The organism is Serratia sp. EC4 (assembly GCF_059652115.1).
Genome location: NZ_JBNIDE010000003.1, coordinates 111,124 through 133,617, shown reverse-complemented (window position 1 = coordinate 133,617; position 22,494 = coordinate 111,124). Strand labels below are relative to the sequence as shown.

The window sequence follows — 22,494 nt, the reverse complement described above, 5'->3', positions numbered from 1 at the left end:
GCGGCTTAAGGCTGAAGCGCCGCGTCGATAGCCTCCCTGTCGGCTGCACCTGGGCCTCAATAAGACGGAATGGCTACGGGCTGTTTGTTGTCATTGACCGTGGCCATCAGCTTACCGCTGCTGAAACCGCCGGCGGGCGGCAAGGCGAAGCGCATCTGTGAACCGGGCAGCACGTATCCCATCAGGCCGGGATTCAGGCTGCGGCCTTGCAGCGTCACTTTCGATATACGGGCATGCACTGCGCCTTGATTTCGCACCTCCAGCCAGCGTTCGCTGCTTTGCTGCTGTAGACGATAGCTGAGCAGGGGTTGGCTGGCGGTCGCGTAATCGCGCGGTTTTTCGCTGTCCTGTTTGGTCCAGATGCCCTTGCCGCTGACGAACAGCGGCACCGAGTAGCGCATCTGGAATTTCAGCCCCATCTCCGCACCGCCGGGAGCGGCGCTCGACGATGGTTCTTTCACCGGCACTTCATCGACCAAAATGCGGTAGGCCCGCTCCTGTCCCGCCGCCGGCGCCGACTGTTTGATCAGGCGTATCAGCTGGCGTTTGCCTGGCGCGATCGACGCCACCGGCGGGCTGGCGATCACGTCGCTTTGGTTGCTGTAATCGTCTTTGCCGGCGGTTTGCTGCCAACCCAACACGCGAATTTGCATATAGACCGGTTTGCTGTCGCGATTTTCCAGCCACAGCGCGGTGGCCTGTTGTTGATCTTCAATCACCGGATCGATCGGCCAAATGAGAATGGAAGCCGCGGCCAGGGCGTGCTGTTGGCTTGCCAGGAGCAAGGCTGCCGTTAACGGCAGACGGAAGGGTATGCGCATAACTCAATCCTTATTGCAAAAAACTTAATAAGTGACCGTCAACAAGACCGTATCGCTGTAAACGCCACTGGTGGGCAGGGTACTGGTCGAAAACAGACGGGCGTAAACCTTGATTTCTTGCGTGCTGCCGGTGGCGGCGACGGTCTGCGCCGCGCCGCCGTTGGCGCCATCTCCCCAAAGAGTGGCGTAGTTGCTGTCTTGATAAAGTTGATACAGCAGCGTTTCCGACGTGACGGCGTTTTGTAATTTTCTGCCGCCGGCGATGGATCCGGTCACGTGATTGCCGACGCCGAGGGCCAGCGTGACGCTCAGCCCCGGGTTGCAGCGAAACAGCACCGAACCGGCGCCGCTGCTGGAGACGACGTTGACTGCGTTGCTCAGCGAGGACAGTTGGCCGAAGTTCAGGGTGCCGAAGGTGGTCACGTCACTGACGCCGCTGCCCAATACGCAGCCTTTTACCACGGTTGCATTGACGGTGAACGGCTGGCTTTTGGTCAAATCGTTGACGCCGGTATCGCTTTGGGCCGGGGAAAGCGGCAGGCAGAACAGCAAACCGCAAATGGAAGCGCGCATCGTCATTACCAATTGATCGTGACCTGTACCGTATCGGTGTAGCTGCCTGTCGGGGGCGTGGACTGCGCCGGAATCATGCCATAGACCGGCAGCCAGTTGTCCGCACCGTTGGCGGTTTGTGACACGCCCGTCAGATTATCCCAAATGGCGCTGTGGGCGGCGTTGGTGTACAGGTTGTAATTCACCCGTTGGCCCGCCGCGCTTTGCAGGTAGCGGGCAGCGGTATTGCCGCTTTGCCCGCCGCCAAGCAGAACGCTGTAGCTGGTGCCGTTGGTGCATTTCACCCGAATGGCGCCGGCGTTTTGCTGCCCGGCGACGCTGGTTGCGGTGCTGAGAAAATACAGCGTGCCGAAATTCAGCGTGCCGAAGCTGACGTTGCCGCCTGAACTGCTGCCGGCCTCACAGGCGCTGAGCAAGGTCGCGCTGACGCCGAGGGTCGCGGTTTTACTGTCGGCCTGCGCCAACAGGCTGCACGCCCATAATCCGCAGCAGCAGAGCGCGCGCCGCACCGTTACCAGGTGACCGTCATCGTGACGGTGTCGTTATAAGTGTCCGCCGCCGGGGTAGAGCCGGCCGCCGGTACGCGGCCATACACGATCAGCGGAACGGCGGCGCCGGTGCCGGTACCGGTCCGCGCGTTGGCGCCGCTGCCCCAGGCGGTGGTGCGTGCGGCATCCTGGTACAGGTTATAGCTGATGAATGCGCCTGCCGTGCTGGCCATGCGGCGTTGGGTGCCTGAAGTGACGTGGAGCCCGTTGTCCAGCGCCACCGTGTAGTCTGTGCCGGTCGTGCAGGTCAATGACAGCGTACCGGCCCCCCCTGCGCCGGTGGCGCTGGCGTCGATGATGTTGGCCAGTGAAGAGTAAGTGCCGAAGCTGATGGAGCCGAAGTCGTTGACGGAACCGCTGCTGCTGCCGCCCCCCACGACGCAACCGGCGCCGATGGTCAGCGTCACGCCTAACGTGCCTTGAATGGTGCCTGCTGCGTTAGCCGCGCCGTTGGCGCACAGCAGGGTTGCTACCGAGGTCAATGCCATCAGAGTTTTTTTCATCTTATATTCCTTGCCGTATGAGAGAAAGCCCGCAAAGACGCCACCCAGAGGTGGGTTGAACGTATTCATTTAGCTGCACTTTAATTAATAGAATAAGAATCGGGAATTGTCTTGATGAAAACGAGAAACTTTTTATTCTCATTCCCCGTATGACGGGGCTTGTAGGCGAGGCATACCGATAAAGTGAAATGATTAGAATAATAACGAAAGGCGATGGGAATATTATTAGCGTTATTTTATCGCCGGGGAGTTTCATTCCCCGGTGCGGTATTATTTACAGGTGGAAATCGAGCGCGCCATCCCGCACCAGCTCACGCGGCAAATTGTTTTTGATGCGGCTGCCAATGCGTTTGGCGATGCCCAGCGGTTGCCCCTGATAGGTGACGATGCACTCGTCGCCCGCCGGTGGCTGCTCCGGGTAGAGATCGCGGCCGTGATACCACTCCTGGGCCAGCGCGGCGTCCAGCTCGAAATGCTGTTTGCCGCCGGCGCCCGCGAGGGCGATCGCCGCTTCATGCTGCCAACGGAAACCTTTCGGGAAGCGCTCCGCCAGCTTGAGACCGATACGCGAGAAGCGCACCTTGCCGAACAGCGGCTCCAGCTCGGCCGGGAACAGCCAGATTTCCTTATCGCGCTCCCACAGCCGGCTGTCATCGCCCCAGGTTAAGCCGGATGCGGCGGCGGCTTGGGCGACCAGCGCCGCCTCTTTGCCGGACAGCGGGCTGAACGGAAACTTACCGACTTTATAGGTCGGCTTCGCCAACGGCGCTACGGCGTGCTGTTTGCGCAGACGGGCGACGAAAAAGCCTTCGCTGTCGTAAATCTGCGGGAAGACGTGCAGGAAGCCTTCGGCGGTCAATGCCTTGCCGGCGCCGGGGAACAGCTCACCCAGCGGCTCGACGCTGACCGCGTCGCCATAGGTGTCCAGCAGCCAGCGCACCACCTGCTGATTTTCCTGCGCATTGAGCGTGCAGGTGGAATAAACCATCACGCCGCCCGGCGCCAGCGCATGAAACGCGCTGTCGATCAGCTCGCGCTGGGTGGCGGCGATCTCGGCGACGCTGTCCGGCGACCAGTTGCTCATGGCGTCCGGATCTTTACGCACCACGCCTTCACCGGAGCAGGGGGCGTCGAGCAGAATGGCGTCGAAGCTTTCCGGCAGCGCGGCGCCGAACACCCGGCCGTCGAAGTGGGTCAGCGCCGTGTTCTTCACGCCGCAGCGGCTGATATTGGCGTGCAGCACTTTCACCCGGCTGGCGGAGTATTCGTTGGCGACGATGCCGCCCTGGTTGCCCATCAACGCGGCGATCTGGGTGGTTTTGGAGCCCGGCGCCGCCGCCACGTCCAGCACCCGAGTCGGCGCCGCGTCGCCGGCGAACAGCGCGCTGACCGGCAACATCGAACTGGCCTCCTGAATGTAGAACAGACCGCTCAGGTGTTCGGCGGCGCTGCCCAGACGCAGTTCTTCATCGTCGCGCTCGATCCAGAACCCTTCCGCGCACCAGGGAATGGGCTCCAATCGCCAGTCGTAATCCTGCACCAGCGCCAGGAAGTCGGCGACGCTGATTTTCAGCGTGTTGACGCGCAGGCTGCGGCGCAGCGGGCGCTGGCAGGCGGCGATAAAATCGTCCATCGCCAGCTCGGCGGGCATGATGGCGCGGGTGGCGTCAAGGAAAGCGGGGGGCAGAAAAACGGCGGTGGATTTGGCCACGGGGCGAACTCTCAGGGTGCAATAAAGACAAGGGCGAGAGTTTATCACAAAGCGGAAAAAAACAGGGCCCGGCATTGCCGGGCCCTGAGGAAAACGCGAAAGTTAATCGCGCGGAATGGCGGTGCCCCAGGTTTTCCAGTCCTTCGGCTCTTCCGGATTCAGCAGGAAGTGCTTGTTCGGCGTCGCTTTCGGCGCCAGCGGAATAGTCGGCGGGGTGGCGAAGGCGATACCGCCGCGAATGAACTGCTGGAAGGTGCCGCTCTTGATCACGCCGCCGGTCAGGCCGAACTGCAGGTTGTAACCCGACGCCAGCCAGAACACGCTGTTGTTGCGCACCAGATGTTGATACTTCTTGCTGATGCGCAGCGCAACGTGCACCCGGTCGGACATGGCGCCAAGGTAGAAACCGGTGATGGTGCCGACCTCCACGCCGCGGAACAGCACCGGCGTGCCGATCTGCAGCGAGCCGGTTTCGGCCGCGTCGAGCACGACGCTCAGGCCATCGAGATAGCGCGAGTCGGTGATGCTGGCCTGCTGCAGCTCGAAGGTGCGCAGCTCGCGGCCGCGCCCCGGCTCCACGTTGATATAAGGTTGAAGCAGGGTATCGAGATTGCTGACGCCGGCGGCGGAGATCTCCGGCGACACGATCGAGAAGCGGCTGCCCAGGCGCGCGAAGGTCTGCACGTATTCCGGATACAGCACCGCTTTGGCCAACACTTCGTTGCGCTCCGGCGCCAGCTGCAGCGACTCTACCTGTCCGACGTCGATGCCGAGGTAGCGCAGCGGCATACCCGCCGACAGCTTGCTGGCGTCGTAGGTTTTCAGCGTGATTTGGCTGCCCACCGCGCGGGCGGCGGTTTCGCTGGCGTACAGCACGCGGTTGGCGCCCTTGTTCAGCGTCACGCCCTGTAGATTATCGAAGCTGATGGCGCCTTTCAGCGCGCGGTTGAGCGGCGAAGCCTGCACCGTCAGGCCGCTGCCGTTGAGCTGCACCTTGGCGCCGCCTTCGGCCCAGAAGATGCTTTCGCGGGTGAGCAGCTTGCGGTATTCCGGGCTGATATAGACGTCCACCTCAAACTCGTTGGCCTTCGGCCGAACGTTGACGATCTCGCCCACCTGGAATTTGCGGTACAGCACTACCGAGCCGGCCTGCACGTCCGGCAGGCTGGTGGCGCTGAGGGTCAGGGTGGTGGCGGGGGCGTTGCCGACGATGCCTTCCTCGGCTTTTTCGCTGTTGGCGTACAGCGGGTATTGGCCGCCCGGTTCCCCCTTGCTGCCGGGAATAATGCGCACGCCGCCGTCTACCCATTCCTGGGCGCTGGCGCCAAGCACTTCCATACCGTCAATGCCCAGCTTGACGTCGAGACGACTGTTGACCACGAATTTGCTGTCTTTGTGCAGCAGGCCGCGGTACTGCGCGTCGATGGCGGCGGTGAACACCACGCCGCCGGCGGTCAAGGTGCGGCTCAGGATCTGGCCGACTTTCACGCCGTGCACCACCAGCGGCTGCCCGACGTCGATGCCGTAGCTTTGCGGCGCATTCAGCGTGACGGTCAGCACGCCAGGCTGTTGCAACAGCGTTTCGCTGCTGTCCAGCACGTTGAAGCGCTGCTGCGGCTCGCCTTCGCCCGGCACCAGCTCCAGCGTGGTACCGGTCAGCAACTGGCTAAGCTTGGCGTCGTTGAGGCTGATGCGCGGGCTGCGCATCACGATGCGGGTGCCGCTGCGCATCAGATCGACCACCGAAGGATCGATGGTCAGTTCACCGACCACTTTGCTGTCCTGTTGCAACGTCAGCTTGGTCAGGGTGCCGACCTGCAGCCCCTGGTACATCAGCGGCGTGCGGTTTTCGCTCAGGCTGTTGCCGCTCGGCAGATCCAGCAGGATATTGACGCCGCGCTGGCTGTGGGCCAGATCAGGATACAGGGTATAGCTCTGATCGCCCTTGGCCTGCTGGCCATCGGCCGGAGAATCGAAGGCAATGGCGCCGTTGACCAGCGCCGCCAGGCTCTCCATCTGCACCGTGGCGCCGGACAGGCTGAAATCGCCCTTGAAGCCGGAAACGTTCCAGAAGCGGCTGTTGCTCTTCACCAGGTTGGCGAAGCGGCGGTCGATCAGCACGTCGATAGTCACGCCCTTGTTGCCTTCGCTGATGGTGTAGTCATACACCTTGCCGACCGGAATTTTACGGTAGTAGACCAGCGAGCCGCTGTTGAGCGAGCCGAGATCGTCGGCGTGCAGGTGAATCATCAGTTCACCGGTGTTCAGGCGGTACTTCGGCTGGGTATCGAGCGCGGTGAAATGGGTTTGCTCCTTGCCGCTGCCGGGCATCATGCCGATATAGTTGCCGCCGACCAGCGCATCGAGGCCGGACACCCCGGCCAGCGAGGCCTTGGGCGTCACCAGCCAGAACTGGGTGCCTTCGCGCAGCGAGTCTTCCAGATCGCTTTTGATGCTGGCTTCCACCACGATGCTGCGCAGATCTTTGCTCAGACTGATTTTTTGCACCGTGCCGACCTCAACGCCCTGGTAGCGCACCGGCGTGCGGCCGGCGACGATGCCCGCCGCCGATTGGAAATCGATGGTGACGGTGGTGCCGCGCTCCTGGACATTGTTATAGACCAGCCACCCGGCGATCAGCAGGGCGATGAACGGCAGTAACCAGAACGGTGAAATGCGGCGTTTGTTCTTGACCCGCGCTTCAGTCGGTGTAGTCGGCGTTTCCTGTTGCATGTGCATCCCAAATCAATCGGCTATCGAGCCATTCAACGGCAAGAATAGTCAAAATGACCGCCGAGCCAAAGTAAAACGCGGCCGGTCCCATAGTAAAAGATAACAGTTGATCGCGATTTACCAGCGACATCATCAAGGCGATAACGAACAGATCGAGCATCGACCAGCGGCCGATCCAGGTGACCAGGCGCAGCAGACGAATGCGCGTCTTCAGACTGTGCGAGGTTTTGAAGTGGATGCTCAGCAACAGTGTGATCAGCACGATCACCTTGGTGAAGGGCACCAGCACGCTGGCGATGAACACGATGGCGGCGATCGGCACGTTGCCGGAGGTGGCCAGTGAGACCACGCCGGAGAAGATGGTGTCTTCCAGCCGCACGCCGTTGGCGTAAATGATGGAAATCGGTAGCAGGTTGGCCGGTATCAGCAGGATCATCGCCGCGATCAGCGCCGCCCAGGTTTTCTGCAGGCTGTAGGGCTGGCGGTGGCACATCGGCACATGGCAGCGCGGGCAGCGGCCGCGCGCGTCAGGGTAGCCGGTATAGTGGCAGGACAGGCAAATATGCAGCGCCGCCGGCGGGCCTTCCGGCTGTTCCTGCGGATAGTAACGCTCCCACAGCTGCTCCAGGTTAGCGTGGATCAGCGTCAGGATGCTGAGCAGGGTGAGCGACAGGTAGGCGATCAGCGCGCTGCCCGCCTGAATGTCGGCGTAATCCTGCACCTTGATGGCCGCCACCGCCATGCCGATCAGATAAATGTCCAGCATCACCCACTCTTTGAGCCGTTCCAGCATCAGCAGCACCGGGCGCAGGTTCATGCCGAGCGCGTGGCCGAAGCGCAGGTACAGCAACGACAGCGCCAGCGTCAGCGGGGCGCCGAGGGTGCAAAACGCCACCATGCTGGCGGTGAGCGGATCGCCCTGGCGGCTCATCTGCCAGATGCCCTCCAGCAAACTGGCGTCGATGCGCGTGCCGAGCAGGCGGATGCTGATCAGCGGTTCGGTGAAGGCGAACGGCATCAGCAGCAGCATGGTGATCGCCATGGCGGTCAGACGCGTCATCGACCAGTCGCGGCCGTGCACCACCTTGGCGTTGCAGCGCGGGCAATAAGCGGCCTGATTGCCGCTGAGCGGCGGCAGCATGAACAGCAGATCGCACTCGCAGCAGCGTTGGTGGCGCGCTTTGGAAAGGGGGGCGGTGATCGCGTGTATTTTCATTTTTGACAAGTCGCTGCCCTTGAGCCCGCCGGAACTGTCAGCGTAGCTGAAAAATAAACCGGCCGCGTCACTGGCGATCGGGCGCCGGACGGTAAAACGAGGTAAACCGGGATTCTGAGCGGCAAACATACCCCGAGCGACGGGGTTTTGTGAAGCAACAGATGATTAACCTTGTGGCTATACGCATTTAATGCTTATTTTATAGGGCCTAAGCTTTGGGCTTCTGGCCATCTTCACTGTTTCAATGGTTATCACATGACAAAAGAACAATTCTACGCGGAATTAAAACGTGATCTGAGCGCGTTGCTCGGCGGGGAGACCAACTTTATCGCGGCGCTGTCCAACGCCAGCGCCTTGCTCAACGAGCGTCTGGATGACGTGAACTGGGTCGGTTTCTATCTGATGGAGGGCGATCAGCTGGTGCTGGGGCCGTTCCAGGGCAAGATCGCCTGCGTGCGCATCCCGGTGGGCAAGGGCGTGTGCGGCACGGCGGTGGCGGAAAATCGCGTGCAGCGCGTCGGCGACGTGCATGCGTTCCCGGGCCATATCGCCTGCGATGCGGCCAGCAACGCGGAAATCGTGCTGCCGCTGGCGGTTGGCGGCCGGACGATCGGCGTTTTGGATATCGATAGCACGGTTTATCAACGCTTCGACGAACGGGACGAAGCGGGCCTGAAAGCAGTGGTGGCGGGGCTTTGTGAGCAACTGGAACAGTGCGACAGTGCGAAATATGTGACTGTGGCGGCAAGTTGATCGACGGTTAACGTGGCAATTACCGATGGCGTCATTATAATGACGCCTGTTCATGCCTGTGGCTTGTTGGCAATACCGTTGTAATCAGGAAATTTCATGGAAAATCAACCTAAGTTGAACTCTAGTAAAGAAGTCATTGCTTTTCTTGCCGAGCGTTTTCCGCTCTGCTTTAGCGCCGAAGGCGAAGCTCGTCCGCTGAAAATCGGTATTTTTCAGGATTTGGTAGAGCGCGTGCAGGGGGAAGAGAATCTCAGCAAAACGCAATTGCGTTCTGCCCTGCGCCTGTACACCTCAAGCTGGCGTTACCTGTACGGCGTTAAAGTCGGCGCGCAGCGCGTCGATCTGGACGGCAATCCGTGCGGTGAACTGGAACAGCAGCATGTCGATCATGCTCGCCAGCAGCTTGAAGAAGCCAAAGCGCGCGTTCAGGCACAGCGTGCCGAACAAAACGCCAAAAAACGTGAAGCCGCCGGCGAATCCGCCGATGCTGCGCCACGCCGTCCGCGTCCAGCCGGTAAAAAGCCCGCTGCACGTCGCGAAGGCGGAGCCGCGCCGGAAAACCGCAAGCCGCGCCCACAAACTCGCCCACAGCCCGCTCGCCAACCTCGTGTAGCCAAAGAGGAAAGCCAGCCGCGTTATGCGCCAGTCACGGATATCTCTAAACTGCAAATTGGCCAGGAAATCAAAGTCAGAGCAGGCAAGAGCGCGATGGATGCTACCGTACTCGAAATCGCTAAAGATGGCGTACGTGTGCAGCTCTCTTCCGGTCTGGCGATGATTGTGCGCGCAGAACACTTGCAGTTCTGATACGGAGGCCAACCCAGGCATGAACAAATTCGTCAGATTAACAGCGATTGCAGGGCTGCTGTGGGCGGGTGTCAGTTACGGCGCGGAAACAGCCAACATCCGCATCGGCCAACTGCCCCAACTGCAACAGGAACCCCAGCACGCTACGGTGAGTGAGCGCGTTACCTCGCGCTTCACTCGCTCTCATTACCGCCAGTTCGCCCTTGACGCGGAGTTTTCAGGCAAGATCTTCGATCGCTACCTGAACATGCTGGACTACAACCATAATGTATTGCTGGCTTCCGACGTGGCGCAGTTCGCCGGCAAACGCAATCAGGTTGGCGAAGAGCTGAAAACCGGCAAGCTGGACACCTTCTACGCGCTGTTCAATCTGGCGCAGAAACGCCGTTTCGAGCGTTACACCTATGCGTTGTCGTTGCTGGACAAGCCGATGAACTTCACCGGCAACGGCACTATCGATCTCGACCGCAGCAAAGCGCCGTGGCCGAAAGACAAGACCGAGCTGGATAGCCTGTGGGATGCGAAAGTCACCTATGACGAGCTGAACCTCAAGCTGACCGGCAAGACCGACAAAGAAATCCGCGACACGCTGACCAAGCGTTATCAGTTCGCCATCAAGCGCCTGACGCAAAGCAACAGCGAAGACGTCTTCCAGCTGGCGATGAATGCCTTTGCGCATGAAATCGACCCACACACCAACTATCTGTCTCCGCGCAACACCGAGCAGTTCAACACCGAGATGAGCCTGTCGCTGGAAGGCATCGGCGCGGTGCTGCAGATGGATGACGACTACACCCTGATCAACTCGATGGTGCCGGGCGGCCCGGCGGCGAAGAGCAAGGCGATCACCGTAGGCGATCGCATCGTCGGCGTCGGCCAGGCCGGCAAACCGATGGTGGACGTGATCGGCTGGCGTCTGGACGACGTGGTGTCGTTGATCAAAGGGCCGAAGGGCAGCAAGGTGCGCCTGGAAGTCCTGCCGGCCGGCAAGGGCACCAAAACCCGCGTGGTCACCTTGACCCGCGAGCGCATCCGTCTGGAAGACCGCGCGGTGAAAATGACCATCAAGACCGTCGGCAAAGAGAAGGTGGCGGTGTTCGACATCCCCGGCTTCTACGTCGGTCTGACCGATGACGTGAAAGTGCAGCTGCAGAAGATGGCCAAGCAGAACGTCAAGAGCGTGATCATCGACCTGCGCACCAACGGCGGCGGCGCGCTGACTGAAGCGGTGTCGCTGTCTGGCCTGTTCATTCCGAGCGGCCCGGTGGTGCAGGTGCGCGATAACAACGGTAAAGTGCGTGAAGACGCCGACACCGACGGCGTGACCTACTACAAAGGCCCGCTGGTGGTGCTGGTCGATCGCTTCAGCGCCTCCGCCTCCGAGATCTTCGCGGCGGCGATGCAGGATTACGGCCGCGCGCTGATCGTCGGCGAACCGACCTTCGGTAAAGGCACCGTGCAGCAGTACCGTTCGCTGAACCGCATCTACGACCAGATGCTGCGCCCTGAGTGGCCGGCGCTCGGTTCGGTGCAGTACACCATTCAGAAGTTCTACCGCGTCAACGGCGGCAGCACCCAGCGCAAGGGCGTGACGCCGGACATTCTGATGCCGACCGGCGTCGATCCGGCGGAAACCGGCGAAGCGTTTGAAGACAACGCCATGCCGTGGGACAGCATCAATGCGGCGACCTACAGCAAGACCGGCGATATGACGCCGTTCGAGCCGGAACTGCTGAAAGATCACCAGCAGCGCATTGCGCAAAATCCGGAGTTCCAGTACATCGCGCAGGATATCGCGCATTACAAGGCGCTGAAGGATAAACGCAACATCGTGTCCCTCAATCTGGCGGTGCGCGAGAAAGAGAACCACGATGACGACGCGACCCGTCTGAAACGCATCAACGAGCGTCTGGAACGCGCGGGCAAGAAGCCGCTGAAATCGCTCGACGATCTGCCGAAGGATTACCAGGAACCGGATCCGTACCTGGATGAATCTGTGCATATCGCGCTGGACCTGGCTCATCTGGAAAAAGATCAGCCCGCTCAGCAGCCAACGCCGGCCAAATAAGGCCGCCTACGGCGGGATGAAAAACGCACCTTCGGGTGCGTTTTTTTATGGCGAAGCGAAGGCCCGCCTCCCTGCTGGATGAAGGGAGGCGGGCTGATGCATCGCCTGACAAATTTAGGGTAAAAAAACCTCCGCCTTGCGCAACAATCGTTTACAATTTGCCAAATCCCGGTCGCGCGCCGTTTTTGTAAAGTTTCGTATTTTTAGTAGGTTAATGACGCGCGACTCTTGAAACTGTGACGAATGCCCATACGATCTAGGGTATCTTAGACAGCGTTTTGTTAACATTTATGAGGAAGTAAACATTTTATGATGCGTATAGCTCTGTTCCTGCTCACCAACCTGGCGGTGATGTTGGTTTTCGGGCTGGTGCTCAGCCTGACAGGAATCCAATCCAGTAGCGTTCAGGGCCTGATGATCATGGCCGGTCTGTTCGGCTTCGGCGGCGCTTTCGTGTCGTTGCTGATGTCCAAGTGGATGGCGCTGCGCTCCGTCGGCGGGGAAGTGATTGAACAACCGCGTAACGAAACCGAAAACTGGCTGCTGGAAACGGTACGCCGTCAGTCGCAGCAGGCGGGCATCGCCATGCCGCAGGTCGCTATCTACCACGCGCCGGACATCAACGCCTTTGCTACCGGCGCACGCCGCGACGCCTCGCTGGTCGCCGTCAGCACCGGCCTGCTGCAGAGCATGAGCCGCGACGAAGCGGAAGCGGTCATCGCGCACGAAATCAGCCACGTCGCCAACGGCGATATGGTGACCATGACTCTGATTCAGGGCATCGTGAACACCTTCGTCATCTTCATTTCACGCCTGATCGCGCAGGTCGCCGCCGGTTTCCTCGGCAACCGCGACGGTGATGGCGAAGGGGAAGGCAACGGCAACCCGATGATTTACTTCGCGGTGTCGATGGTGCTGGAACTGGTGTTCGGCATCCTGGCGAGCATCATCACCATGTGGTTCTCGCGTCACCGCGAGTTCTATGCCGACGCCGGCTCCGCCAAACTGGTGGGCCGCGAGAAGATGATCGCCGCCTTGCAGCGTCTGAAAACCAGCTATGAACCGCAGGAAGCGGGCAGCATGATGGCGTTCTGCATCAACGGCAAATCCAAGTCGTTCAGCGAGCTGTTCATGTCGCATCCGCCGCTCGACAAGCGTATCGAAGCGCTGCGTTCCGGCCAGTACCTGAAATAATCGGCTGAATGAAAGGAAAACCCCGGCTTGCCGGGGTTTTTTTATGGCATGCCTGAACCGCTTGGTCAGCGGCGGTGACGGATTCAACAATGAAATTCGGCAATGAATGAGGTAAAGCGCCTCACCAAAGTCTACGGGCGTTAATGCTGCGCAGCAGCGTCCGAAGTCCCTGAAGCCCACCTGCAAATAGCGTCTTTCTGCCTCTCAGCCTGGGCAGGTGCGGTGCCCGTTCTCCCGGTGAGTGGGTAATCCGCATCGTGCTCGGTCACGGCCGGCTGTTTGGCTTTGGAGGCGCATGTTATATGCTTTGGCGCAATGACATTTGTCCCTGAGGCCCTATGAAAATCAACCACCTTCCCTTACTCAACGGTGATGAGCTACCGGCGCGCCTGGCCGAATTGACAAGCGGTATCGCCGATGCGGTTGCGGAACTGTTCAACCGGCATGATGACGATGCTGAACAGCCGGCTATTCGCTGGCATTCAGGCGATCTTCACCTCCCGGCATTTTTCCCCGACGAGCACGACAGCCACGAGTACGATTACCTTATCGTGGACGGCGATGTGATCGTGGAAGGATGCCTGGCGGTGTCACCGCAGCGCGAGGACGGCGGCATTGTCGTGCTGGGTCGGCTGCAGGCGGATACGCTGATTTGCTGGGGCGGACTGGTCGTGCGTGATGATGTCCGCATACGCCATGCCTATTGCAGCTCAGGAAACGACGGCGCATTCGTGGTGGGGGGAGACCTGACCGCGCTCACTCTGGTAGAGACGGGGGAGTTTATCCATGTCCATGGCGATCTCGACGCGCGGTGTCTCGCTTCGTTGCAGAACTTCGTTCAGGTTGACGGAGACACGCGCTGTGATTGCCGCATCGACAGCGCGCAGGCCGAAGATCTGATAAAGCGGATGTTCGCCCCTGGCTTACTGAAGGGCTTCGAGGGGGTGGATAACGACGGCCAACGCATTGTTGGCTGGTATCCGGATGACGACGCCTATTTAGCGTGTCTACGACAAGGCCGCAGCCCTTTGAGGAGCGGCGACTGACGGCAGGCCTGCATCGCACTCGACGCGGCCCGGCTCAGGCAGGCCGCGTCGGTTTTAAAATCGATTGGGTTCCGGCTCTTTCAATGTTCTCTATTTCACCTCGCGGCTGGGCTGCGCCGTTTGCGCGGTCGATTGGGTGATGCGCAGGCCGCTGACCGCCGCCGCCAGGGTAGCGAACACGCCTGCCAGGATCAGCGAAGCGTGGGTGCCGGAGGTAGGGAACAGGTTGAACATCAGCGCCACCAGCGCGGCCCCCGAGGTTTGCCCCAGCAGGCGGGCGGTGCCCAGCATGCCGCTGGCGCCGCCGCTGCGGTTGCGCGGCGCGGCGGAGATGATGGTGTGGTTGTTGGGCGACTGGAACAGGCCGAAGCCGGCGCCGCACAGCACCATGCGCCAGATGATGTCCATATTCGACGGCGCCGCCGGCAGCAGCGCCAGCGAAAACAGCCCGAGCGCGAACACCGCCAGCCCAATGCAGCCCAGCAGGCCAGCGTGCACGCGCTCCACCAGCCGACCGGCGATCGGCGCCATCACCACGATCGCCAGCGGCCACGGCGTCAGCAGCAGCCCGGTCGCCACCTCGTCGCGGCCCAACGCGGTTTGCAGGAAGAACGGCAACGACACCATCGCCAGCATTTGCGCGGCGAACGAACAGATTGAGGTGCCCATCGACAGGGCGAAGATCGGGATACGCAGCAGGTCGACGGGCAGCAGAGGGAATTCCTGGCGCAACTGACGGCGCACGAACACCGCGCCAATCGCCAGCAGTGCGGCGATTTCGCTGAAGATCAGCGTCAGGCTCTGGCCCTGGGCGAAGCCGCTGATGGCGGTGATCAGCAGGCCGAAGGTCAGCGCGTTCAGCACCGCGCTGGTGGGATCGAAACGGCGGTTATCGCTTTTCTGGCCGTTGGCCGGCAGGAATTTCATCCCCAGCAGCAGCGCGACGATGCCGATCGGCAGGTTGATGGCGAATAGCCACTGCCAGGACGCGACCGACAGGATAGCGGCCGCCACCGTCGGCCCGGCCGCCGAGGAGCAGGCGACAATCAGCGAGTTGATGCCCATGCCGCGGCCGAGAAAACGCTGCGGGTAGATGATGCGGATCAGCGCGGTGTTGACGCTCATGATGGCGGCGGCGCCAAAGCCTTGCAGCACGCGGGCGATGGTCAGGGTGAGCAGCGAGTCGGACAGGGCGCAGAACAGTGAGGTGATGCTGAACACCAGCAATCCGGCCTGATAGATGCGGCGATAGCCGACCAGATCGCCGAGCGACGCCAGCGACAGCAAAGAGACGGTGATCGCCAGTTGATAGGCGTTGACCACCCAGATGGAACTGGCCGGGCTGGCGTTGAGATCGCGCGCGATGGTGGGCAGCGCCACGTTGGCTATCGCGCCGTCGAGCACGGATACGGTAATGCCGAGGGCGATGGCGAGGATCGCCCCATAGCGTTGCGGGACGGGGAGGCCGTCGGAACAAGGACGCATGTTGGTCTCAGCGGTATTTATTCAGGGGAGTATTATCATGCTAATCATATTCGCCCGTGATTGCATGCCCCTTGTCCGCTTAATTGTAAACGGCGGTGAGCGGGCCAACGGTTATCCATTTGGCTTCAATTGCTTAGCGTTCAGCCGCGTTGCGCGCTGCGATCTGTTCCGATTATACTGAAACCCTTGTTTAAATTTCCTGAAACAAAACCGTTGAGTAAGGTATGCACCATGGCTAACGCAGATTCAGACAAGCAACCGGATGCCGTCTCATCCGTGATGAAAGTGTTCGGCATTCTGCAGGCGCTTGGCGATGAGCGCGAGATTGGCATTACCGAACTGTCCCAACGGGTGATGATGTCTAAAAGCACCGTCTACCGTTTTCTGCAGACCATGAAAGCGCTGGGCTACGTTTCGCAGGAGGGCGAGACGGAAAAGTATGCGCTGACGCTCAAGCTGTTCGAACTGGGCGCCAAATCGTTGGAGAACGTCGATCTGATCCGCAGCGCCGACGTGCAGATGCGTGAACTGTCGAACCGCACCCGCGAAACCATCCACCTCGGCGCTCTGGATGAGGACGGTATCGTCTATATCCACAAGATCGACGCGATGTACAACCTGCGCATGTATTCGCGCATCGGTCGCCGTAACCCGCTGCACAGCACCGCCATCGGTAAAGTGCTGCTGGCCTGGCGCGATCGGGATGAGGTGGCGCAGATCCTGTCGCAGATTGAATTTACCCGCAGCACCGAGCATACCTTGGCCAGCGCCGCCGAACTGTTGCCGGTGCTGGATCGGGTACGAGCGCAGGGATTCGGCGAAGATGCCGAAGAGCAGGAGGCGGGGATCCGCTGCATCGCCGTACCGGTCTTCGATCGGTTCGGGGTGGCGATCGCCGGGCTGAGCATCTCTTTCCCGACGCTGCGTTTTTCCGACGCGGCGCGGGAGGAGTATGTGGCGTTGCTGCACGTCGCCGCCCGACGCATTTCCGAGCTGCAGGGCTATCACGACTACCCGTTCTGACCTGCGTTTCGATGAGCAAGGCGCCGCCATGGCAGCGCCTTGCTGTTATTTCGCGCCGGGCGTCAGCCGCTGCGCAATCCGCTCCAGCACCAACATCAGCAACAGCGTGGCCGCCACCAGGATCATGGTCAGCGTCGCGCCGTTGGCGATGCTGCCGCGATCGGTCAGGCTGAAGATCGTGACCGGCAGCGTCGCCCAACTCGGCGGGTAGATCATCATAGTCGCGCCCAGTTCCCCCATCGACAGCGACAGGCTGAGCGCGAAGGCAGAGATCATGTAGGGGGCGATCATCGGCAGGGTGACGTGGCGCAGGCGGAACAGCGGCGAAGCGCCCAGGCTGGCGGCGACGTTCTCGTAGTCGCCAGGCAGCCGGGTCAACCCGGCCATCACGTTGCCGAAGGTAAAGGCGGAAATCAGCACGAAGTGAGCGGCGGGCACGATCAGGAAGGTGCCGTTCATCTGCAGCGGCCCCTGGCTGAACGCCACCAGCATCCCCAAACCGATAGAGACCGAAGGCACCGCGCTGGGAATGAAAAACAGCGTGCCCAGCAGTCGTCGGCCGCGTTCAGGCGCGTGGCGCAGCGCCAGCGCCGCCCAGGTGCCGCACAACAGCGCGAACAGGCTGGCGCTGAAACCGATAGCCAGACTGGCGACCAGCGCGTCCCAAGAGGCGCCGCTGAACGCCTGGCGGAAGTGGTTGAGGGTGAAACCGCTCGGCAGCACGCCGTTCCACTGTTCACTGAGGCTGGACATCAGGATCACCGCCAGCGGCAGGCAGAAGAACAGGGCGAACAGTGAGATCGTCAACGTGCAGGTCAGGGTGCGTCCGGTGCGGGACCATATCAACATCGTCAGTTCCTCAGCCCGGCGCGCGCCGCGGCGTAGCGGTAAAGGGAGAACAGCCCGAGCGACAGCGCGATATTCACGACGGCGATCGTGCAGGCGACGGCGTAATTCGACTCCAGAATCGCTTTGGTGTAGACCATCATCGGCAGCGTGGTGACGCCCTTGGCGCCTATAAACAGCACGATGCCGAACTCATTGGTGGTCAACAGCAGGCACAGGCTGCCACCGGCCAGCAAGGCCGGCAGCGCGGCCGGTAAAATCACCTGGCGTACCACGCGCCCCGGCCGGGCGCCGAGAATGCTGGCGGCCTCGAGCTGGCTGCGATCGATCTGCGACAATGCCGCCATCAGCGGGCGCATCACCAGCGGCGTAAACACGGTGATTTCCGCCAGGATCACCCCCCAGATGGAGTAAAGAAAGTCCACCGGCGGCAGGGTGAAACCGAAGGCCGTCATCAGCGTGCCGTTCAGCAGACCGGCGGAGCCGTAGATAAAGGTGAAGGCCAGCGTGATCAGGAAGGTCGGCATGGCGATAAAGGTATCGATCACCCGGGCGATCAGTCGGCTGCCGGGGAACGGCGTGAACACCAGCAGCAGCGACAGCAGGGTGCCGAGCACCAGGCAGCCCAGCGTCGCCAGCAGCGCAATCTGCAGCGTGTTGAGCAGAGCGCTGATAAAGCGCCGGGATTCGAACACCTGTTGCAGCGCGGCGGCGCTGAATAGCCCCTGATCGTCGGTAAACGCCTGTTTGACGATCAGCGCCAACGGGTAGAAAAACAGCGTCGCCAGCACCAGCAGCGGCAGCAGGATCCACAGACTGCGCGGGAAACGCAGCCGCAGGGCCGGGCGAATAAGCGTAGAGTCGGTCATGTCAGTCCTCGATCAGTACCGCATCGTCGGGGGCGAAATAGAGCGGCACGCGCTCGCCGATCTGCGGCATCCGGCTGCGATGGGTGGTAACCACGCGCAGCGAATGGCCTTGTACCTCGAACTGCAGGTGCGTCAGCTCCCCCTGCCAATGAATATCGCGCAGCGTGCCGATGAGGCAGTTGCTGCGCTGGGCGTCGGCATCAAGCGCAATATGCTGCGGCCGGATGCACAGCAGCTTGTCGAAGCCGCGTTGTGCGCCGTAGGTGAAACAACCGATCACTTTGCCGGCGCAGCTGACGGTGGTCATGCCTTGCTGCGCGGTAGTCTCAAGGGCGGTGGCCGGCAGCAGATTGGCGCGGCCGAGAAACTCGGCGGCGAAGCGGTTCGTCGGATGGTGGTACAACGCGCGGGTTTCACCGTGGGCGATCAGGTGGCCGTCGCGCATGATGCCGATCTTGTCCGCCAGCGTCAGCGCTTCCCCCTGATCGTGGGTGACGTACAGGATGGTCAGGTCCGGCAGCTCGCGGTGCAGGCGGGCGATCTCTTCCACCATGCTGTGACGGATTTGCGCGTCCAGCGCCGACAGCGGCTCATCCAGCAGCAAGACTTTAGGACGCACCGCGATGGCGCGGGCGATCGCCACCCTCTGCTGTTGGCCGCCGGAAAGCTGGCTGGGATAGCGCTTGGCGTAGGCGGACATGCCGACGATGGCCAACGCTTCTTCGACGCGCTCGGCGGTCAGGCCGCGCGGCTTGCCTTGCGCGCGCAGGCCGAACGCCACATTGTCCTCGACGCGCATATGCGGAAACAGCGCGTAGTTCTGTACCACCATGCCCAGGCCGCGCTCATAGGGCGGCACGTCGGTGACATCGATGTCACCGATGGCGATGCGTCCGGCGGAGGGCTGCACGAATCCGGCGATCGCTCGCAGCACGGTGGTTTTACCCGAGCCGGAGGGGCCGATCAGCGCCAACACTTCGCCGGGGGCGATGGTGAGCGTCAGGGGTTTCAGCACCTCGGTGCCGCGATACGACACGCTGACGCGGTTGAGCTGAATGCCCGACGGCCCGGCGATGTCGAGGCTGCTATCCCGCGCCTCGGCGCGGGAAGAGAGGGTAGAAGGCATCGTCAGCGTCATTCGGTCACCTGGCGCCAGCGGGAGATATCGGCGGACAGGCTGCTCACCACCTGGTTCCAGTCCGGCGCCCAGATGTCCACGCCTTTCAGCGCCGCCTGCGACTGCCTGAAGTTATCGTCGGTCGGGGTGACGTCCTTGCGCACCGGCATACCGTAGGAAATGGCGCTGACGCTGCTCTGCGCTTCTTTGCTCAGCAGGAAGTCGATCAGTTGTTTGCCGTTGGCGCTTTGCGGCGCGCCTTGCACCAGGCCGATGTAGTAAGGCAGCACCAGCGTGCTGCGTTTTCCGTCCGGCCCGGCCGGCCAGAACACCTTCACGTTCGGGTTGCTGCGCATCTGCGCCAGATTCATCTGCAGATCGCCGTTGGCCACCAGCAACTCGCCTTTATTGACCAGCGCGGTCAGCTTGCCGGTGGAGGCCGAAGGGCCGACGTTGTTGTTTTGCAGCTTGCCGAGGTAGTCGAAACCGGCATCTTTGCTGCCGAAGCTGTGAAACGCCTGCAGCATCACCGCGGTGCCGTCACCCGCCTGACCCGGCGTGGAGTACTGCAGCTTATTGCGGAATTGCGCGTCCAGCAGTTGTTGATAGCTGGCGGGCGCCTGCGGCAGCAGTTTGGCGTTATAGATGAAGCTCAGGTAGTTATTCACCAGCGGCACGAACTGCGGCTGGGCGTCGGCGATCTGCGCCGCATCCTGCGGGGTGAAATCCTGCAGCAGTTTTTCCGCGGCGGCGCGCTGGATGAACGGCGGCAGCGTCACCAGCACGTCGGCCTGCGGGTTGCTGCGCTCCTTCGACAGGCGTTCCACGATGGCGCCGGAGCCGCCTTCGACGTACTGCACCTTGACGCCGGTCGCCTTGGTGAAGGCGTCGAACTGGGTTTGATACCAGCTGTGATCGCCGTCGTGCAGACCATCGGCGGAGTAGACGGTCACCACCGCGTCGGCGGCCCAGGCCGGCGCGGCGCCGAGTGCGATGGCGGTCATCACGACCAGACGAGAGAATTTCATAGCTTCAGCCTCACTGTGCGGGTTTATGCGAAACTGGTATACACCAGATATGCGGCCAAGCTAATCGGAAAATATGACAAACAAATGAAAGCGGCAAAATATAGTTGCCGGAGACGGGGATTAGGCGTGGGAGAGAAAGGCGGAGCGGCAGGCGCAGCCCCGTCATGCAGGGGGTTAAAGCGTATCGACTTCGATGCGCAGGCTGTCGTGGCGCCAGTATTCGATATCGAAATCGAGAATGCGGCCGTGCTGATCGTAATTCAACCGGCGCAGCAGCAACGCGGGCAGGCCGACCATGGCGCCGAGCGCGTTGGCGGCGCGATAAGGCAGGGCGGTCGGGTAGAACGACAGGTGCATGTTGCTGTAAATCAAATCGTAATGCTGTTGATAAACCTCGGTCAGGCTGCCGTTGAGATCGTGACTGAGCAGTGCCGGCACCCGCTGCGGCAGGCAGTGGTTCTCGCAATAGCAGATGGCGCGGCCGTCGGCATACCGCACGCGGCGCAGCAGATACACCTGATCGAACGGTTCGAGCGCCAGCGACTGCATCACGTCGAGCGGCACCGTGGTTTTTTCGCCGGACAGCAGTGCGGTGCGCGGCGTGCGCCCTTGCTCCTGACAGAGACGGTGGAAGTTGGTGTTCTGCGTCGGATCCAGCCACAGCCGTTCCGGTGTGACGAACCAGCCGCGGCGATCGGCGCGGTAGATGGCGCCGGTGGCTTCCAATTGCGCCAGGCTTTCGCGAATGGTGACGCGGGTGGTGGAGAAGATGGCGCACAGCTCGCGCTCCGAAGGCAGCTTATCGCCGGCCTGTAGCGCGCCGCGGGTGATGCGCGCCTGAAGCTGATCCTTGATCTGCAGGTAGTGAGGCATATCGCCCTGATGTTCTTTCATTTCATCTCGCTATGGCATCGGCCCGACATTCCGGCACGCGCTTATTATACATAGCCAGATGAATTTTTTGTTTCACCGCGCTTTGTCGTTTGACCGGGGCAGGAATTTGCCGCCACAATGCGCGCAATCTGGTATAGACCAATAGGTGAATAACATGTCCGATCGTAACTACCTGCTGTTGACCCCCGGCCCGTTGACCACGTCGAAAACGGTGAAAGAGGCGATGCTGTATGACAGCTGCACCTGGGATGAAGATTACAACCTCGGCGTGGTGCAGCGCATTCGCCAACGGTTGGTGGCGCTGGCGACGCCGTCCGCCGGTTATACCTCGGTGCTGCTGCAAGGCAGCGGCAGCTTCGCGGTAGAGGGCGTGCTGGGCACGGTCATCGGCCCGCAGGACAAGCTGCTGATCGTCAATAACGGCGCCTACGGGGCGCGGATGATCGAAATGGCGCGGCTGATGGATATCGACCACCACGCTTTCGACTGCGGTGAGGTGAATGAACCGGATGTGACGGCGATGGAGGCGGTGCTGAAAAGCGATGCGCGCATCAGCCATATCGCCATGGTGCACTGTGAAACCACCACCGGCATGCTCAACCCGCTGCAGAAGGTTGCCGGTCTGGCGGCGCGCAACGGCAAGACTTTTATCGTCGACGCCATGAGCAGCTTCGGCGGCATTCCGTTGGATGTGGACGCGCTGGGCATCGATTTTCTGATCAGCTCCGCCAACAAATGCATTCAAGGCGTGCCGGGCTTCGCTTTTGTCATCGCCCGCCGCAGCGAGCTGGAGAAATGCGCCGGCCGTTCACGCTCGCTGTCGCTGGATCTGTATGCCCAGTGGCGTTGTATGGAGGATCAGGCCGGCAAATGGCGCTTTACGTCGCCGACCCACACCGTGCTGGCCTTCGCGCAGGCGCTGAAAGAGCTGGAACAAGAGGGCGGCATTGCCGCGCGACACCACCGCTATCAGACTAATCAGCGTCGGCTGGTGGCGGGCATGCGCGAGCTGGGCTTTGAAACCCTGCTGGACGATGCGCTGCATTCGCCGATCATCACCGCGTTCTATTCGCCGAAGGTCGACACTTACCGCTTCGCCGAGTTTTATCAGCGCCTGAAGCAGCAAGGTTTCGTGATTTATCCCGGCAAAGTGTCGCAGAGCGACTGCTTCCGCATCGGCAACATCGGGGAAATTTATCCGCAGGATATCGAACGTTTGCTGGCGGCCGTCGGGCAGGCGATGTACTGGAATCAATAAG

20 protein-coding genes are annotated in these 22,494 nt (G+C 61.3%); 7 read left to right on the top strand and 13 right to left on the bottom strand.

Translation table 11 applies throughout. The annotated features are described in order from the left end of the window. Positions 1 to 56: 56 nt before the first annotated feature. The 7 genes from ACP39K_RS10720 to yebS all read right to left on the bottom strand — a co-directional run bounded on the left by ACP39K_RS10720 (position 57) and on the right by yebS (position 8,105). Entirely contained in the window at positions 57 to 821 is a 765-nt protein-coding gene (locus ACP39K_RS10720) for a fimbrial biogenesis chaperone (RefSeq protein WP_033640548.1), read from the bottom strand. A 24-nt stretch (positions 822 to 845) separates the two neighbouring features. Beyond that, positions 846 to 1,394, bottom strand: coding sequence for a Csu type fimbrial protein (locus ACP39K_RS10715; RefSeq protein ID WP_187181756.1), 549 nt, complete (start codon positions 1,392 to 1,394; stop codon positions 846 to 848). A gap of 5 nt (positions 1,395 to 1,399) precedes the next feature. After that, positions 1,400 to 1,903, bottom strand: coding sequence for a Csu type fimbrial protein (locus ACP39K_RS10710; RefSeq protein ID WP_033640544.1), 504 nt, complete (start codon positions 1,901 to 1,903; stop codon positions 1,400 to 1,402). A gap of 2 nt (positions 1,904 to 1,905) precedes the next feature. Next, positions 1,906 to 2,445, bottom strand: coding sequence for a Csu type fimbrial protein (locus ACP39K_RS10705; protein WP_016928005.1), 540 nt, complete (start codon positions 2,443 to 2,445; stop codon positions 1,906 to 1,908). A 274-nt stretch (positions 2,446 to 2,719) separates the two neighbouring features. After that, entirely contained in the window at positions 2,720 to 4,156 is a 1,437-nt protein-coding gene (gene rsmF / locus ACP39K_RS10700; RefSeq protein WP_060445321.1) for a 16S rRNA (cytosine(1407)-C(5))-methyltransferase RsmF, read from the bottom strand. Positions 4,157 to 4,258: 102 nt separating this feature from the next. Continuing rightward, on the bottom strand, positions 4,259 to 6,889 hold the full coding sequence (locus ACP39K_RS10695; RefSeq protein ID WP_015377667.1) for a PqiB family protein: 2,631 nt from the start codon (positions 6,887 to 6,889) through the stop codon (positions 4,259 to 4,261). Then, positions 6,858 to 8,105, bottom strand: a complete 1,248-nt coding sequence (yebS, locus tag ACP39K_RS10690; RefSeq protein ID WP_028128162.1) for a membrane integrity lipid transport subunit YebS — start codon at positions 8,103 to 8,105, stop codon at positions 6,858 to 6,860. Before yebS ends, ACP39K_RS10695 begins: the two co-directional genes overlap by 32 nt. Positions 8,106 to 8,360: 255 nt before the next feature. On the opposite strand from yebS, the gene ACP39K_RS10685 reads away from it, so the two are divergent. From ACP39K_RS10685 to ACP39K_RS10665, 5 genes are all read left to right on the top strand, one after another. Further along, complete coding sequence (locus ACP39K_RS10685) at positions 8,361 to 8,858, top strand: GAF domain-containing protein (RefSeq protein ID WP_033640540.1); 498 nt, start codon at positions 8,361 to 8,363, stop codon at positions 8,856 to 8,858. 96 nt (positions 8,859 to 8,954) lie between these two features. Continuing rightward, positions 8,955 to 9,665: an RNA chaperone ProQ gene (gene proQ, locus ACP39K_RS10680; RefSeq protein WP_016928000.1), complete on the top strand. Its 711-nt coding sequence runs from the start codon at positions 8,955 to 8,957 to the stop codon at positions 9,663 to 9,665. Positions 9,666 to 9,684: 19 nt separating this feature from the next. Further along, positions 9,685 to 11,733 carry a carboxy terminal-processing peptidase gene (gene prc / locus ACP39K_RS10675; protein WP_033640537.1) on the top strand — a complete coding sequence of 683 codons (2,049 nt, stop codon included), beginning with the start codon at positions 9,685 to 9,687 and terminating at the stop codon, positions 11,731 to 11,733. A 309-nt stretch (positions 11,734 to 12,042) separates the two neighbouring features. Beyond that, positions 12,043 to 12,927, top strand: a complete 885-nt coding sequence (gene htpX, locus ACP39K_RS10670; protein WP_016927998.1) for a protease HtpX — start codon at positions 12,043 to 12,045, stop codon at positions 12,925 to 12,927. A 338-nt stretch (positions 12,928 to 13,265) separates the two neighbouring features. Further along, entirely contained in the window at positions 13,266 to 13,973 is a 708-nt protein-coding gene (locus tag ACP39K_RS10665; protein WP_033640534.1) for a hypothetical protein, read from the top strand. Between the two features lie 90 nt (positions 13,974 to 14,063). Here ACP39K_RS10665 and ACP39K_RS10660 read toward each other — a convergent pair whose 3' ends face one another. Next, on the bottom strand, positions 14,064 to 15,458 hold the full coding sequence (locus tag ACP39K_RS10660; protein ID WP_033640532.1) for an MFS transporter: 1,395 nt from the start codon (positions 15,456 to 15,458) through the stop codon (positions 14,064 to 14,066). Between the two features lie 231 nt (positions 15,459 to 15,689). On the opposite strand from ACP39K_RS10660, the gene kdgR reads away from it, so the two are divergent. After that, positions 15,690 to 16,481: a DNA-binding transcriptional regulator KdgR gene (gene kdgR, locus ACP39K_RS10655; RefSeq protein WP_028128163.1), complete on the top strand. Its 792-nt coding sequence runs from the start codon at positions 15,690 to 15,692 to the stop codon at positions 16,479 to 16,481. 45 nt (positions 16,482 to 16,526) lie between these two features. Here the strand turns inward: kdgR and ACP39K_RS10650 are convergent, their stop codons facing one another. The 5 genes from ACP39K_RS10650 to phnR all read right to left on the bottom strand — a co-directional run bounded on the left by ACP39K_RS10650 (position 16,527) and on the right by phnR (position 21,235). Next, on the bottom strand, positions 16,527 to 17,330 hold the full coding sequence (locus ACP39K_RS10650; protein ID WP_033640530.1) for an ABC transporter permease: 804 nt from the start codon (positions 17,328 to 17,330) through the stop codon (positions 16,527 to 16,529). 2 nt (positions 17,331 to 17,332) lie between these two features. Then, positions 17,333 to 18,196 (bottom strand): 2-aminoethylphosphonate ABC transporter permease subunit, encoded by an 864-nt coding sequence (phnU, locus tag ACP39K_RS10645; protein ID WP_448175081.1) that lies wholly within the window; start codon positions 18,194 to 18,196, stop codon positions 17,333 to 17,335. 1 nt (position 18,197) lies between these two features. Then, positions 18,198 to 19,322 carry a 2-aminoethylphosphonate ABC transport system ATP-binding subunit PhnT gene (phnT, locus tag ACP39K_RS10640; RefSeq protein WP_046688468.1) on the bottom strand — a complete coding sequence of 375 codons (1,125 nt, stop codon included), beginning with the start codon at positions 19,320 to 19,322 and terminating at the stop codon, positions 18,198 to 18,200. 8 nt (positions 19,323 to 19,330) lie between these two features. Continuing rightward, the gene (locus ACP39K_RS10635) at positions 19,331 to 20,341 is read right to left on the bottom strand and encodes a 2-aminoethylphosphonate ABC transporter substrate-binding protein (protein WP_497008476.1); all 1,011 of its coding nucleotides are present in this window, start codon (positions 20,339 to 20,341) and stop codon (positions 19,331 to 19,333) included. A gap of 174 nt (positions 20,342 to 20,515) precedes the next feature. Beyond that, positions 20,516 to 21,235, bottom strand: coding sequence for a phosphonate utilization transcriptional regulator PhnR (phnR, locus tag ACP39K_RS10630; RefSeq protein ID WP_048795867.1), 720 nt, complete (start codon positions 21,233 to 21,235; stop codon positions 20,516 to 20,518). A 154-nt stretch (positions 21,236 to 21,389) separates the two neighbouring features. Between phnR and phnW the strand changes: the two genes are divergently transcribed. Next, complete coding sequence (gene phnW / locus ACP39K_RS10625; protein ID WP_060445325.1) at positions 21,390 to 22,493, top strand: 2-aminoethylphosphonate--pyruvate transaminase; 1,104 nt, start codon at positions 21,390 to 21,392, stop codon at positions 22,491 to 22,493. The last annotated feature ends 1 nt before the right edge of the window (position 22,494 follow it).

Coding starts and splice junctions, on each gene's coding strand:
- proQ (WP_016928000.1), top strand. CDS start 8,955: ATGGAAAATCAACCTAAGTTGAACTCTAGTAAAGAAGTCATTGCTTTT.
- ACP39K_RS10665 (WP_033640534.1), top strand. CDS start 13,266: ATGAAAATCAACCACCTTCCCTTACTCAACGGTGATGAGCTACCGGCG.
- ACP39K_RS10705 (WP_016928005.1), bottom strand. CDS start 2,445: ATGAAAAAAACTCTGATGGCATTGACCTCGGTAGCAACCCTGCTGTGC.
- phnT (WP_046688468.1), bottom strand. CDS start 19,322: ATGCCTTCTACCCTCTCTTCCCGCGCCGAGGCGCGGGATAGCAGCCTC.
- phnW (WP_060445325.1), top strand. CDS start 21,390: ATGTCCGATCGTAACTACCTGCTGTTGACCCCCGGCCCGTTGACCACG.
- yebS (WP_028128162.1), bottom strand. CDS start 8,105: ATGAAAATACACGCGATCACCGCCCCCCTTTCCAAAGCGCGCCACCAA.
- kdgR (WP_028128163.1), top strand. CDS start 15,690: ATGGCTAACGCAGATTCAGACAAGCAACCGGATGCCGTCTCATCCGTG.
- ACP39K_RS10660 (WP_033640532.1), bottom strand. CDS start 15,458: ATGCGTCCTTGTTCCGACGGCCTCCCCGTCCCGCAACGCTATGGGGCG.
- htpX (WP_016927998.1), top strand. CDS start 12,043: ATGATGCGTATAGCTCTGTTCCTGCTCACCAACCTGGCGGTGATGTTG.
- ACP39K_RS10635 (WP_497008476.1), bottom strand. CDS start 20,341: ATGAAATTCTCTCGTCTGGTCGTGATGACCGCCATCGCACTCGGCGCC.
- prc (WP_033640537.1), top strand. CDS start 9,685: ATGAACAAATTCGTCAGATTAACAGCGATTGCAGGGCTGCTGTGGGCG.
- phnR (WP_048795867.1), bottom strand. CDS start 21,235: ATGAAAGAACATCAGGGCGATATGCCTCACTACCTGCAGATCAAGGAT.
- ACP39K_RS10720 (WP_033640548.1), bottom strand. CDS start 821: ATGCGCATACCCTTCCGTCTGCCGTTAACGGCAGCCTTGCTCCTGGCA.
- ACP39K_RS10695 (WP_015377667.1), bottom strand. CDS start 6,889: ATGCAACAGGAAACGCCGACTACACCGACTGAAGCGCGGGTCAAGAAC.
- ACP39K_RS10685 (WP_033640540.1), top strand. CDS start 8,361: ATGACAAAAGAACAATTCTACGCGGAATTAAAACGTGATCTGAGCGCG.
- phnU (WP_448175081.1), bottom strand. CDS start 18,196: ATGACCGACTCTACGCTTATTCGCCCGGCCCTGCGGCTGCGTTTCCCG.
- ACP39K_RS10715 (WP_187181756.1), bottom strand. CDS start 1,394: ATGCGCGCTTCCATTTGCGGTTTGCTGTTCTGCCTGCCGCTTTCCCCG.
- ACP39K_RS10650 (WP_033640530.1), bottom strand. CDS start 17,330: ATGTTGATATGGTCCCGCACCGGACGCACCCTGACCTGCACGTTGACG.